Origin of the sequence: Streptomyces sp. NPDC051662 (assembly GCF_040681655.1) — a bacterium.
In the GTDB taxonomy this organism is placed as follows: domain Bacteria; phylum Actinomycetota; class Actinomycetes; order Streptomycetales; family Streptomycetaceae; genus Streptomyces.
On the sequence record NZ_JBFAZD010000050.1, the window covers coordinates 1 to 13,361 of the forward strand.

General features: G+C 68.1%; 11 protein-coding genes. 3 read left to right on the forward strand and 8 right to left on the reverse strand.

Features of this window, described 5'->3' with window-relative positions:
* Nucleotides 1-131: 131 nt before the first annotated feature.
* The 3 genes from AB0M67_RS40480 to AB0M67_RS40490 form a co-directional block, all read right to left on the reverse strand.
* Complete coding sequence (locus AB0M67_RS40480) at nucleotides 132-293, reverse strand: hypothetical protein (protein WP_365753112.1); 162 nt, start codon at nucleotides 291-293, stop codon at nucleotides 132-134.
* 140 nt (nucleotides 294-433) lie between these two features.
* A complete protein-coding gene (locus AB0M67_RS40485) occupies nucleotides 434-586 on the reverse strand; it encodes a hypothetical protein (RefSeq protein WP_365753114.1) in 153 nt (50 codons plus the stop codon).
* Between the two features lie 215 nt (nucleotides 587-801).
* Nucleotides 802-3,753: a BTAD domain-containing putative transcriptional regulator gene (locus AB0M67_RS40490; RefSeq protein ID WP_365753116.1), complete on the reverse strand. Its 2,952-nt coding sequence runs from the start codon at nucleotides 3,751-3,753 to the stop codon at nucleotides 802-804.
* Nucleotides 3,754-3,963: 210 nt separating this feature from the next.
* Between AB0M67_RS40490 and AB0M67_RS40495 the strand changes: the two genes are divergently transcribed.
* Both AB0M67_RS40495 and AB0M67_RS40500 read left to right on the forward strand, forming a co-directional pair.
* A complete protein-coding gene (locus AB0M67_RS40495; protein WP_365753118.1) occupies nucleotides 3,964-5,577 on the forward strand; it encodes an FAD-dependent oxidoreductase in 1,614 nt (537 codons plus the stop codon).
* A 298-nt stretch (nucleotides 5,578-5,875) separates the two neighbouring features.
* On the forward strand, nucleotides 5,876-6,817 hold the full coding sequence (locus AB0M67_RS40500) for a helix-turn-helix domain-containing protein (RefSeq protein ID WP_365753119.1): 942 nt from the start codon (nucleotides 5,876-5,878) through the stop codon (nucleotides 6,815-6,817).
* A 13-nt stretch (nucleotides 6,818-6,830) separates the two neighbouring features.
* On the opposite strand, the gene AB0M67_RS40505 is transcribed toward AB0M67_RS40500, so the two are convergent.
* The 5 genes from AB0M67_RS40505 to AB0M67_RS40525 all read right to left on the reverse strand — a co-directional run bounded on the left by AB0M67_RS40505 (nucleotide 6,831) and on the right by AB0M67_RS40525 (nucleotide 11,629).
* Nucleotides 6,831-8,057: an MFS transporter gene (locus tag AB0M67_RS40505; RefSeq protein ID WP_365753121.1), complete on the reverse strand. Its 1,227-nt coding sequence runs from the start codon at nucleotides 8,055-8,057 to the stop codon at nucleotides 6,831-6,833.
* Complete coding sequence (locus AB0M67_RS40510) at nucleotides 8,057-8,926, reverse strand: class I SAM-dependent methyltransferase (RefSeq protein ID WP_365753123.1); 870 nt, start codon at nucleotides 8,924-8,926, stop codon at nucleotides 8,057-8,059. Before AB0M67_RS40510 ends, AB0M67_RS40505 begins: the two co-directional genes overlap by 1 nt.
* Nucleotides 8,923-10,074 (reverse strand): cytochrome P450, encoded by a 1,152-nt coding sequence (locus AB0M67_RS40515; RefSeq protein ID WP_365753125.1) that lies wholly within the window; start codon nucleotides 10,072-10,074, stop codon nucleotides 8,923-8,925. The genes AB0M67_RS40510 and AB0M67_RS40515 overlap by 4 nt, the downstream gene beginning before the upstream one ends.
* Nucleotides 10,075-10,466: 392 nt before the next feature.
* Entirely contained in the window at nucleotides 10,467-10,871 is a 405-nt protein-coding gene (locus AB0M67_RS40520) for a hypothetical protein (RefSeq protein WP_365753126.1), read from the reverse strand.
* Nucleotides 10,872-11,458: 587 nt separating this feature from the next.
* Nucleotides 11,459-11,629, reverse strand: coding sequence for a hypothetical protein (locus tag AB0M67_RS40525; RefSeq protein WP_365753128.1), 171 nt, complete (start codon nucleotides 11,627-11,629; stop codon nucleotides 11,459-11,461).
* A gap of 178 nt (nucleotides 11,630-11,807) precedes the next feature.
* On the opposite strand from AB0M67_RS40525, the gene AB0M67_RS40530 reads away from it, so the two are divergent.
* Nucleotides 11,808-13,091 carry a helix-turn-helix transcriptional regulator gene (locus AB0M67_RS40530; protein WP_365753129.1) on the forward strand — a complete coding sequence of 428 codons (1,284 nt, stop codon included), beginning with the start codon at nucleotides 11,808-11,810 and terminating at the stop codon, nucleotides 13,089-13,091.
* Nucleotides 13,092-13,361 lie beyond the last annotated feature (270 nt).

Consider the following 13,361-nt stretch of genomic DNA (forward strand, 5'->3'; position numbering starts at 1 on the left):
TGGGAGCCCCGTCTGCTGGCGGGGGGTTTTGTTTTGTGGGGGCCCAGTTGCGGGGTGATCGGGGTCGGCGGGGGCCGCGGGGGGGGGGGCCGGGGCGATATCGCCCGGCCCCCTCCTCGCGAGCGCCCGACTCAGGTGGCGTGAACGTCCTGAGGGGTGACGACGGGAACGTCGCCGTGATCCTGGGAGGCGACCGTGGCATGGCCACCGGCCGCGAGGGCCGGCGCCGCCGAACCCGCGGCCGCCGCGGCTGCCAGAGCCGTGGTGATCAGAATGCGCTTGATGAGTGTCATCTCAAATCCTTTGCGGCAGGGACTCTTGAAGCGTATGCGCGTCGGCCCGCTCCCTGGTGGTGGAATCCGGACATGCCACGACCGCGGCGGCCCCCCCTCCGCGCCGCCGCGGTCGTCTCCCCCCGTCGAAGAGGTATTGGTCAGGCAGGCTCGCCCGTGGCGTGGATGTCGCCCTGGGTGGTGGCTTCGCCGCCTGTGGCATGGATGTCCTTGACAGTGTTCTCGCCGCCGGTGGACGTCGCGTGGATGTCCTTCGGCTTGAGTACCGTCTCTTCCTTCTGCTTGTCACCCATGATTGATATCTCCCCTGTTATCCACATGTGCGTGATGGGCTGAGAGATGCCCGTCCGACGGCTCCCCCGGAAGCCGTCGGCCGGGCACCTCGGGGACCGGGCACCGTGGTGCGCCGGTCCGCGTCGTTCCGTCTGCCCCCCGATACGACGGCTCGACGTGCACCAGAGTGACGGGTGACGATAAACGAACGATGAACGCCCCACTGGGGCCGGGATCACGCCGCGGCGGCCGGTGACAGCAGCGCGCGTACGCCCGCCGCCTCCGGGGCACCGAGGTCCTCGTAGAGGGACAGCGCCTCGCGCCAGCAGACCTGGGCCCGCCCGGTCTGCCCGATGCCGTGCAGCGCCCGGCCCAGGACCGTGAGCACGTTCCCGCGCCGCCACTCCCCGCCGATGCCGCGCAGGACCGTCAGCGCCATCTCGGCGTTGGACGCGGCCTGCGCCGCCCTGTGCCCCTCCAGATCGGCCTCGGCCAGCCGGCAGAGCGTCATGCCCTCCCATAGCCGCTGGCGGCTGTCCCGGAAGACGACCAGCGCCTCCTGGAGTCGCTGGGTGGCATCGCCGAGCTGCCCGGCCTGGGTGAGCGCGAGCCCCAGCGCGTAGCGGCCGTTCGCGCCGCGCAGGGAGTGCCCCAGACCGTCGTATATGTCTATGCCCTGCTGGGCCAGGGCGACGGCGCTGGACGTACGTCCGGTCGCCAGCCGGATACGCGAGAGGTTGCACAGGGCGCTCGCCTCGCCGGCGCGGTCCCCCGCCGCCCTGAACCACTCAAGGGAGCGCGTCAGATACTTCTCGCCCTCGGCGTGCCGGCCCTGGAAGAGCGCGATGACGCCCCGGGCGTTCGCCGCCCAGCAGCTGGGCAGCGGGTCCTGCGCCGCCTCCGCGTGCCGGTGCGCCTGACCCGCCTCCTCGTCCGCCTCCTCGAAGCGGCCGACGAGCTGATGGACATTGGCCAGAATCACCAGGGCGCGCGCCTCGGCCCGCTGGTCGCCCGCCGCACGGGCGGACTTCCGCAGGACGCCCGCGGCCTCCTCGTACTGCTTGGAGTTGGCGCCGGACTCGGCCAGGTCGACACAGGCCCAGAGGAGATCCACCGCGCGCCGCAGCGTCGCCGCTCCGGAGCACTGGCGTACGAACGCCAGCAGGCAGTCGGCCTCCGCGTACAGCCAGTCCTGCGCGTCGTGCCGGTCGGTGAAGGACAGGCCCGGGTACGACGTCGGCTCCAGGTGGTCCACCAGCCGGTCCCCCGGGCGCTCCAGGGCGAATACGCTCGCGGCCGTCGCCAGGTAGAAGTCCAGCAGCCGCGAGAGCGCCGCCTCCCGCTCCGAGGGCGGCTGTTCGTCGCGTTCCGCGCACGCACGCGCGTAGAGACGCACCAGGTCGTGGTAGCGGTAGCGGCCGGGGGCCGCGGACTCCAGCAGGGAGGTGTCGACCAGCGATTCCAGCAGGTCCTCCGCGTCGTGCAGCGGCAGGTCCAGTACGGCCGCCGCGGCGGCCAGCGAGAGGTCGGGGCCGTCGGCGAGGCCGAGCAGCCGGAAGGCGCGGGCCTGGGCCGGGTCCAGGGCGCCGTAGCCCAGTTCGAAGGTCGCCTTGACCGCGAGGTCGCCCGCCTGGAGTTCGTCCAGCCGGCGCCGCTCGTCGGCGAGCTTCGCCGCCAGGACCGAGACCGTCCAGGTGCGGCGGGCCGCCAGCCGGGACGCCGCGATCCGGATGGCCAGCGGGAGGAAGCCGCACGCCGCGACGACATCCAGCGCCGCCTTGCGCTCGGCGGTGACGCGCTCCTCGCCGACGATCCGGGTGAAGAGCTGAAGCGCCTCCTCCGGCGACATGACATCGAGGTCGACCAGATGCGCGCCCGCCAGATCGACCATCCTGACCCGGCTGGTCACCAGCGCCGCGCAGCCCTCCGTACCCGGCAGCAGCGGGCGGACCTGCGCGGCGTCGCGGGCGTTGTCCAGCAGGACCAGGATGCGCCGGCCGTCCAGCGTCGAGCGGTAGAGCGCGGAGCGGTCTTCGAGGGAGTCGGGGATCGCGGTGTCGGGTGTGCCGAGCGCCCGCAGGAACGAGCCCAGTACGTTCTCCGGCTCCGCTGCCCGGGTGCCCGCGCCCTGGAGGTCCACATACAGCTGGCCGTCGGGGAAGGACGTCCGCGCCGCGTGCGCGACATGCACCGCCAGCGTCGTCTTGCCGACGCCGCCGATGCCCGCGAGCGCGGAGACCGCCATCACGGACCCCTCGATCGTGGAGAGCCGCTTGCCCAGCTCCCGTACGAAGGAGACGCGGCCGGTGAAATCGGGCACCGTCGCCGGGAGTTGCGCGGGCCGCATGAAGGTGTTCGGGGGCGCGGGCTCCTCGACGGGGCGGGCCAGTTCGGCGTCCGCCTGGAGGATGCGCTGCTGGAGCTGGGAGAGTTCGGGGCGCGGGTCGACCCCCAGCTCCTCGGCGAGCAGCCGGCGCGTGTCCGCGTAGACGGCGAGCGCCTCCGCCTGCCGCCCGCTGCGGTAGAGCGCGAGCATCAGCAGCTCGCGCAGCCGCTCACGCAGCGGGTGAGCGGCGGTCAGGACGGTCATCTCGGAGACGGCCTCCGCGTGGCAGCCGACCTCCAGGTCCAGATCGAGCCGGGTCTCGGTGAGCTGGAGGCGCCACTCCTCCAGCCGGGCGCGCTGCGTCTCCGCGTACGGGCCGGGTACGGAGGCCAGCGTCTCGCCGTCCCACAGTTCCAGCGACTTGTTGAGCAGCTCGCGGGCCTGGTTGCGGTCCCCGGCTGCGCGGGCCTTCTCCGCTTCCGTGGCCAGCACCTGAGCCTCGTTCAGATCCAGCAGATCCGGCCGGTTGCGCACCGCGTAGCCGCCGGCCTCGGTGATCAGCACGCCGGAGGAGAACTTCTTGCGCAGGCGCGAGGCGTAGGTCCGTACGGCGGCCAGCGCCTGCGAGGGCGGTTCGTCGCCCCAGAGCGCGTCGATGAGTTCACCGGCCGTGGCGGTACGGCCGTCGCGCAGCAACAGGGCCGCGAGCAGGGCGCGTTGCTGCGGTGACCCGGGCGGCACCGGCTCGCCGCCGCGCCAGGCCCGTACCGGTCCGAGCACGCCGAAGCGCAGTTCGTCGGAGTCACCCGGCACGACCGGAGCCCGCTGCTCCGGTACGCGCGGCCCGCCGTCACGTTCCATAGCTCCCCCTGCCTGCCACTGCCGGTATCGCCCTCGACAGTCTGCCTTGTCGATGGCTGCGCGTCAGCAGTGAGTGGGGGTCTGCACAAGCCCTCGACAGGATCGGGACCGCCGCTGACCCGCGTGACGCGGAGCACTGGATTCCAGTTGACCACTGGGTATGAGTATGACGGTGACCGTGCGGGGACGGACGACGAGGAGGCAACGGCCATGACCGAGGTGATCGTGGTGGGTGCGGGTCCGACCGGATTGCTGCTCGCGGGGGATCTCGCGACCGCCGGACACTCCGTGACCTTGGTCGAACGCCGCCCGGAAGCCGTCGGAAATCTCACCCGGGCCCTCGCCGTCCACGCCCGCACGATGGAGCAGCTGGACGCGCGCGGGCTCGCCGACGAGCTGGTGGCGCGCGGATATCCGGTGCGGGAACTGCGGCTGCTCATGCGGGCGTCCATTGATCTGAGCCGGTTGCGCAGCCGCTTCCCCTACGTCCTGATCGTCGGGCAGTACGAGGTGGAGCGACTGCTCGAACGGCGCGCCCGCGAGGCCGGTGTCACCTTCCTGTACGACACCGAGGTGACCGGCGTACGGCAGGACGAGGACGGCGCGGAGGTGAAGGTGGCGCGGGCCTGCGGCGCGTACGCCGGGGGCGCGTTCGGGGCTGGGGCGGGGGCCGGGGCGGAGTTGGGGGCGGGGGCTGGGCTGGGGTCCGGGACTGGGACTGGGACTGGGCTGGGGTCCGGGTCCGGGTCCGGGTCCGGGGCCCGCATGCTCCGCGCCTCCTATGTCGTCGGCACGGACGGCGCTTCCAGTACCGTCCGCCGCTGCCTCGGACTGCCCTTCCCGGGCTCCGCCATCATCCGTTCGATGGTGCTGGCCGACGTCCGGCTGACCGAGACACCGCCCGCCCCGCTGATCGCCAACGCCGAGGGCGACCACCTGGCGCTGATCGGCACGTTCGGCGACGGCTGGTACCGCGTCATGGGCTGGAGCCGCGCCCGGCAGCTCCCCGACAGCGCGCCCGCCGATCTCGACGAGGTGCGGGAAGCCGCCCGGGGGGCGCTCGGCTCCGACTACGGCATGCACGACGCGCGCTGGATCTCCCGCTTCCACAGCGACGAACGGCAGGTGCCGCACTACCGCGTGGGGCGCGTCCTCCTCGCGGGCGACGCCGCGCATGTCCACTCCCCGGCCGGCGGCATGGGCATGAACACGGGCCTTCAGGACGCCGCGAACCTCAGCTGGAAGCTGTCGGCCGTGCTCGCGCGCCGGGCGGGCGACGCGCTGCTCGACACGTACGAGTCGGAGCGCCACCCGGTCGGCGCCCTGGTGCTGCGGGCCAGCGGCATCATCACCCGGTTCGCGCTGACCCGGTCGGCCCCCCTGCGCGCCCTGCGGTCGGCCGGCTCCCGACTGCTGTTCCGGGCCGTCCCGTTCGGCGACCGCGTGATGCGCGTGGTCACCGGCATCGGCATCGCGTATCCCGCCCCGCGCGGCGCCCACCCGCTGGTCGGCAGACGCGCCCCTGACCTGGCGCTGTCGTCCGGACGGCTGTACGAGGCGTTGCGCGCGGGCCGGTTCGTGGCGGTGGGACCGCGCGGGGACGCACGCGTACGGTCGGTGGTGCCGGACGACGGGCCGTCGCTGTACGCGGAGTTCGCCCACAGCACCACGCGAACGCTGCTCATCCGGCCCGACGGCTATATCGCCTGGGCGGCAGACCGCCCGGACCCGGCGGGCCTGCGGGGCGCCCTCGCGGAATGGACCGGACAGCGGACCGGACAGTGGACCGGACAGTGGACCGGACAGCGGGAGGGACGTCCGTAGCGCACGGCGGGATCTCCGCGTGCCCACCGGATCGAGGTTTCCACGACCCGGTGGACGAGGACCCGGTGGCCCGGGACGTAAAAAGCTCTCAAGAACCCGGGTAAGAACCCCTCCCAACCACCCCCTCTTCCCCCGGCGGTCCTCGTCACTCGCACGGGTGAAGATGGCAACATCTGGTCATTGGTGGTGTGTTGGTGTGGTTACGCTCAGCGACGCAACCCAAAAACAAGTTCGGCCCCCGGCCGGGACTGGCATCCCGATCGAGGGCCTGACCACCCAGGAAGAAATGACCTTCCCGATGGCTCTTCAGCAGCTTAACGCGCCCTCGCACGCCCAGTCCGGCATTCCGGCGACCGTTCCCCCGTCCGGGGTGGCTCATCAACGGCACCGGCACACCGACAAGTTCACCGTGATCGGCAACCACCTCGCCCAGCACGAGGAAATGTCGCTGGTCGCGCTGGGTCTCGGGGTGTACATCCAGTCCCTGCCCGACGGGGTGAATGTCGGTATCAAGAGCCTCGCCGCGCGGTTCCAGGAGGGCGAGGTGACGATCGCCAAGGGGCTGCGGCAGCTGGAGGCGTACGGCTATCTCAGCCGTACGAGGGAACGCACCCCGCAAGGCCGCTGGGTGACGAGGACGGTGGCGTACGACATGCCGCAGGCCGTGATCCAGCAGCCGACCGCGCCGAAGCCGATGCCGACGCGGAAGCCGACGCCGACGCCGAGCGTCGCCCCGGCCCCGGCTCCCGCCACCACGTCCGCGCCGGCCAACACCCGTTCCCCGGCCCGGACTCCGTCGCCCGCTCCGCCCCTTCCCGAGCCCGGCCATCCCGACCTCACCCGCCACCGCACCGCCACCGAAATCCTCGCCGGACTCCGACGCCACGACCCGCGACTGGTCCTCTCCGAACGGGATGTCCGCCGCCTCGCGGGCGCCGTATCGGCCTGGCTGGAGCGTGGGATCGAATCCGCCGCCGTGCAGCGCACCCTGACCGGCCTGCTCCCGCAAGACCCCATCCACTCCCCAGCGGCCCTACTCGCCCACCGCCTCACCACCCTGCTGCCCCCGCCACTCCCCGCCGTACCGGCCCGACCACGCGTCGTCCCCCTCCAGAACTGCGACCGCTGCGACCACGCCTTCCGTGCACCGGAGCCAGGCAACTGCCCCGGCTGCCGAGAAACCGACGGTCCGCCGGTTGAGGGTCCGCCAGTTGAAGGGGAGTTCGACCCACGGAGTTGAACAGCGACCGAGCTCAAGGACTCTGACGACTCTGCTGAGGCCGGACAGACGGCATACGGGAGACCAGCGCCAGCGCAGCCGCCATGACAACAGCGGTCGCCGTGAACGCCCATGTGAAGGACAGCGCATCCACGAGCGCTCCCATGGCCAACGGGCCCAGAATCATTCCCATGTCGCCGGCCATGGAGTACAGGGCGACCGGCATATTGTTTTTACCCACGGAAACGTCAGCCAGAACCGCTCCGCTCGGCGGCTCGATGATCCCTGCTCCAGCACCGAAAAGAAAAAGTCCGATGAATAGCGACACGGTATTCGGAAGGCAGGCAATGAGAAGCAGGCCGATGAAGGCGATGGCGCATCCGGTGAGCAGAACCGGGCGTCGCCCATTACGGTCGGCGAGTTTTCCACTCGGTGGCAGCACGATCACATTGGTCGCCGCGCTCGAAAAAAGTGCCACACCGACCAACTCGGGTCGTTCGTGCAGACGCTCGATCATGTACAGGGGTATCAGTGAACTACGTACCCCGAGAGCCCACGTCGACGCGAAATTCACTCCCACGACGGCACGGTAGGAACGCTTGCGCAGAGCCTCTCGGAGAGACACGGCCTCCTGGTCGCTGCTCGGTACGGAAGTACGACTCCCTTTACGTGACAATCCGAAGTAGACAATCGCGAGCGAAATTCCTGCCATCACCGCGTAGCCGAACAACGGTGCCCTGACAGAAATCGCCGCGAACGGAATACCTGCCGCCGGGCCGAACGCGGCGCCGAGCAGGAGCGCACCGATGTAGGTGCCGGTGGCCCTGGCGCGACCCGAGGCGGGGGCATGGCGTGCGACCAGGGTCAGTCCGCTCACACTGAACATGGCGGAGCCGACCCCCCCGATGGCCCGCATGGTCAACAGCATGAGATAAGAGTTCGACCAGCCGGCCAGGGCGCTGGAGACGGCGAGGATTCCAAGTCCCCACAGCATTACGCGCTGTGCTCCCACACGATTCGACAGGCGCCCTACCAACAGCCCGCACACGAGCCGAGCCAACGCGAAGGCAGAAATGACGGCCGCCGTGCTGGCGTTTCCCACTCCGAAGCTGCGCGCGAACAAGGGAAGTGTGGGTGCCAGGATGCCGATACCGAGCGTCGTGACGAATCCGGCGATGCTCAGGACGGCCAACTCGCGTGTGAGGGGAAGCCCCGAGCGAACCTTGTCGGCCAGCCTGGAAACGATTTTCGTGGCGGCCACTATTTCCCGTGCCCTGTCGTGTGCCGTGTCGCCCGCAAACTGTACGAGACGGGAAGCGCCTCCCCGCCGATCAGAAGCTGGTAGCGACCATCAGCGTTCCGGGTGAGTGGATTTCCCGCGCGTGGCGAAGCCTCGGCCCGGTCCATGTATTCAGTAAGCGCGTCGATTCGCAGTCCTGCTCCGGCGGCTGCGGTGGCTATTTCACCGATCCCATGGGCGTATCCGACCGTCCCGCTCTGTTCGCGGGGGACTTCGAGTCCTGAATACGTGGACGATACCTGCCGGTGGCACGGCTTCGCGCCACCGTACGGAAAATCGGCATGGGCGGGGTCGACCGACTGGAACATCTGCACCAAGGGGTGGGTTTCCACTACGACAAGTTTTCCGCCCGGACGCAGCGCGGTGGCCGCGGACCGCATCCACGCATCGATATCGGCGATCCAGTAGAAGATGCCGTAGGAGGCGAATACCACGTCGAATTCACCCGCGAGATCAGTCGGCAGCCGCTGTGCGTCCGCGACTCGGAACGCGGCGGGAAAACCCGCCTCATCGGCCAGTCCTCTGGAGATCCTGATCGCGGCAGGCGAGTAATCGAGGCCGGTGACCACGGCACCCAGCCGGGCCCAGGAGAGGGTGTCCAACCCGATATGGCACTGAAGATGGAGCAGTCGGACACCGGCCACGTCACCGATCGCAGCCGCCACTTCACCGCGTTCACGGTCGTCAAGGCTCAGATTCCCGGCGAGGAATCCCTCGATGCCGTAGTAGGCGCTGGACGCGTGCTCGTCCGCGATATGGTCCCACCACCTCCGATTGACGCTGTCCGGACTTGCGATTGCGATTCCCTCGTCTCGATCCGGATGTGTCACGTCAGACTCACCGGCAAGGAGTTCAGTCCGCGCAGGGCGGGGTTCCTCTCCACTACTGCTGGTCCCGTCAATCTTGCCTTGGGATAATCCGTTCCGAGCATCTCAAGAACGCCGCATCCAATGGACTGGGCGAGCGAAATGCCTAGACAAGCATGCGCGCCGCGGCCAAAACCGAGATGGGGATTCGGACGTCGGTCCAGGATCAGTGTGTCCGCGTCCTGGAAGCGTCTCTCATCGCGATTCGCGGATCCCAGGAGTGCGATGACACTGTCCCCTTTCCGGAGCTGTTGCCCATGCAGAGAAGTAGGCTTCGAGCAGAAACGCGCGGCGGACTGGGCGCTACCTTCGTAACGAACGAGTTCATTGAGCGCCTGATACTTGGACGGGGTGGCAACAAAATACTGAAGACCGCCCTCGTGAGACAGCAAGGTGCGCATGGACAGCGCAAGAAGTCGCTGCGTTGAATTGATCCCGGCGAGTAGCACAACACGCAGGGAATTCAGCAGAGCCTCGCGGTCGATCGAGGTGGCTTCTGGCATGCCGTGAATAATTCCGAGAAGTCCCTCATCCGATTTTCCATACCATGCGTCGAGGACGCTCGTGACTATTTCCCGCTCGCGCAGGCCGGCTGCTTTCCCTTCGGGGATCAGGCCATGCATCATGCTCCGCACGATGGCAGTGGAAGCATCGGCAACCCGGTCTTCCGCAGCTGGACCGAGTCCGAATAGTGAGAGCGTAGCTCGCGTCGTTACCGGCACCGCGATATCTTGCACAAAATCAAGATTGTCGATTCCGCCATGACCCCCGATCAGCTGCTTCAGCAGATCGCCGGTGTGATCATGGGTGAGAGATGGATCTATGCGCTGGAGTGCGGAGACAATAATGTTACGGATTCGGGCATGCTCTGTTCCGTCGAGCGTCTGAATGCTGACCCTGGGCCGGGGCAGCTCCTGGCCTATTCTTCGTGGATCCGCGCAGAAGACATCCGCGTTGCGTAAAATTTCCAGACAGTCGTCATAGCGGGAAACAATCCATGACTGCATGCCTTCGTGCCAATGCACCGGATGGCGTTGCCGCAGTTCTGAAAGTACTGGATAAGGGTTTTCCAAATAGTCGTCATCAAGCGGATCAAAGACGAAGCCGGTCACGGTGTCTCCATCCCGGTCATCGGGCGTCAATCCTTTTCCTGTCGGCGTGCATACGACCCCCGGGTGGGGCCGTATACACGAATCGAAAGCGCATCAGAATCAGTATTCGTGGCGCATGACTTTCACCTCCGCTCTTTCTCGGGACGACGTGAATAGTAGTCATGGTGCCGGTTGGCGTGACCAGTTGTAATTCGGCCACGTTTGATGGCCGAGATGGTATTGCTGGAGTGCCGATGTCGAGTCTGACTAGTATTCATTCTTCCTGTCGATCAAGGCATAGGCGTCGCCTATTGACCCGGCTCAAATGGCCCGTTCGAGGGTGTAACGGACGCGCCGGGGCGAGGGGAGGAGCGGGAAGCGAGGCGTTGGGCCAATAGCAATGCACAGCTCCGCTATCGCGCCGGACAGGGGTATTTCCGGCGCAGCCGGTGCGGACCGCACGCGACCAGATTGACGGAGAGGAACCGGCCGCCGGTTACCCACCATCCCCCCACGACGTCATCGCCGGCCGCCAAACGCCGTACGATCTCGTCGCGGTCGGCGGTCGGAGCGTACGTACCGACGAAGGTCCCGGTGTGATCGGCCAGTTGCTCGGCGTACCAGTCCGCGGCCTCATTCGGCTCGGCGAACGTCGCCTCGATCCGGGCAGCGGATTTGAGCAGCCAGTCCGCGCTTTCGAGGGGCATCACCTGCGCGGAGGGGAATTCCGGGTGTCCCGCGCGACGGTGGGCGTCGCCCGGCTTCACCAATACGTCTCCGTGGCCGAGCCATACGTACGCGTGGTGGTGCGGTGCCACTTCTCTCCTTGACGTTCGGCAGGCGGCCCCGCCCTGATGCGCGGGGCCGCCCGGTTCAACGATGTGTCGTTACTTCCGGCCGCAGCCGTCGCCGTCTCCGCAGCCGCCGGAAGGGCTGCCGCCCTTGCCGTCGTCCTCGCCGGTGTCCTCTCCGCCGGCCTTGACCGGCTCCATCAGGTGTCGCATGGTGACCTCCTGTGCCTTATCGACGCCCGGTCTGTCCGGGCGAGCCGATTGGTGCAGTGCTGGGCCCTTGTGGCCCGACCCGTTCCGGTCGGCGATTCCTTCGCCGGGAGTCCGGCCGGAACGGGCGTATACGTACCGTCCGGAGACGGTGATGCGACCCTGACCCGATGCGGTCGCCATGGGTTGTGGGCGCCGGTGCTCCCGGTGCCGATCGCGCTCTCACTCGGGGGGCCCGTAATCGGGGCACAGGGAATGCCCGCATTCACACGGGGGCCAGCGCAGTGCCGACCCGGGTACGAGGTCGGTGTTTTCTCCTCCGGGGCACTTCGGGATGGCGAGGAGGCCGTCCGTCCCGAACTCTTCTGTCAGCTGGGCCAGGACCTTCCGCGCCTTGCTGTGTGTCATTCCGCCTCTCGCCTCAGTTCGTGGAGTACGCGCTCCAGGAGCGCCCTTGTCACCGGGTCGTACATCCGGGGAACGGATTCGGGCACGAGGCGCCAGAAGCCGCCGCTGTGGACCGTGGCCTCAAGTTCGGCCGTACGGGCCGCCGTTCGAGGGGCTTGCTCGCACACGTTGGTGCTGTGCCTTCCGTCATCGCGTCGCCACCCTCCGTAGTGGTGGCTGTGCATCAGTGAACGACCGGGCGGGCACAGGGGGGAGGAAAAGCCGGAACGGCACGCGGCGGAGCCGACCGGAAATTTCACAGTTGTCCGCTTCTGCCTCAGCGGCATGACTGGCTACGGTGAAACGGTGGAGGGCAACCAGAAGCTCATGAGCCGCATGGATGAAGCGGGTTTCACCCAGAACGAATTAGCCGAAGCGGTGAACGCCTATCTGCGTGCCCTCGGCCATGCCGGGACCGTGAGCGACCGCACCGTACGCAACTGGCTGACCGGAAAAACTCGCTGGCCCCATTCGCGGCAGAGGGAAGCGTTGGAGACAGTCTTCAACTGTCGGATCACCGAACTGGGATTCGCGCCCCGGGGTGAAAAATCTCCCCCGCCATCGGGACCAATGGAGGACCGTGTGCTTCGCCGCCACTTCATCAGTGCATCGGCCGGAATCGCTCTGACTGCTGCCTCTGCCACCCCCGCCCATGGCCATTCCGTGCAACGACGCGTCGGAGCGGGCGACGTGGAGCGGCTGTTGAGCAAGTTCTCCGCTCTTATCGTGAGCGATCAGCAGTACGGCGGCCGACTCACCATCGAGACTCAAGCCTCCTCCCTCGCTGCCGAAGCCCTGGCTCTTCAAGAACGCGGCACCGCAAGCCAGCGGGTAAGGAGTGCCCTGTATGCCTGCGCGGCTTCCTTCATCTCCAGCGCCATGTGGGCCGCGATTGACGGACGCCGCTTCGACGAGGCTCAGAACCACTTCGACCGGGCAGCCGGCCTCGCCGCCATGTCCGGTGACAGCACCATCCAGTTCCGCATCTGGTCCCACGCGGGCAGCCTGTACCGGCATCTCGGGCGCCCAGCGGACGCCGTGGCGGCCAACGACGTGGCACGCGGCCTGCCCATCGCCCGCCGCGACCCGCTTTTCGCCTCGCTCGGCCACGCCCGCCATGCCGTCATTCACGGCCTTGTCGGCAACGCCACAGATGTGAGGCGTGCCATCGGCCACGCCCGAGAGGCACTCGACCGCGCAGATCCGAACGCCTCCCGGCCTGTATGGATGACCGCGGTCCGTGATCAAGGAGAGATCGAAGAACTCGCCCTCTCCGCACATCTCAGCCTGGGGAACTTCGAAAGGGCCGAAGCTCATGCCCACCGCAGCCTGTTCCTGCTGCGCCCCTATATGCAGCGGGACCGCGCCATCGTCACCGCACGGCTGGCCCACGCTCAACTCGGTCAAGGCGACATCGAACTCGCCATCGGCACAGCACAATCCATCCCCTCAGGCGTCTTCACCCGTCACCCGCGCGTCACCAGATTGCTCGGCGACTTCGGCGTCAGGCTTCACGCCGCCGCGCCGTCCAGTTCGTTCTCCAGGGCGTGGGACGAGTACGCCCATGACAGTCGAAGGGACAACGCGTGACACTCAATTGGCATCGAACCGCGTCACCCCCACGACGGGGGAACTTGATGGACGGTAGGGCGAGCGGCTGGCCCGGCATGCGTCCGAGCCCGGATGGGAGGCCGTCATCGCGTACCGCGGCCAAGAGCCGGTGGGGTACGCCTACGGGAACACGCTCCCGCCGGACGACCGCTGGTGGCGGCGTATGACGACCGCCCTGCCCGCGGGATGCACCGACCTCCCTACCGTGGCTCTCAAAGAGGGCATGCTTCGATAACCAGCCACACCGCA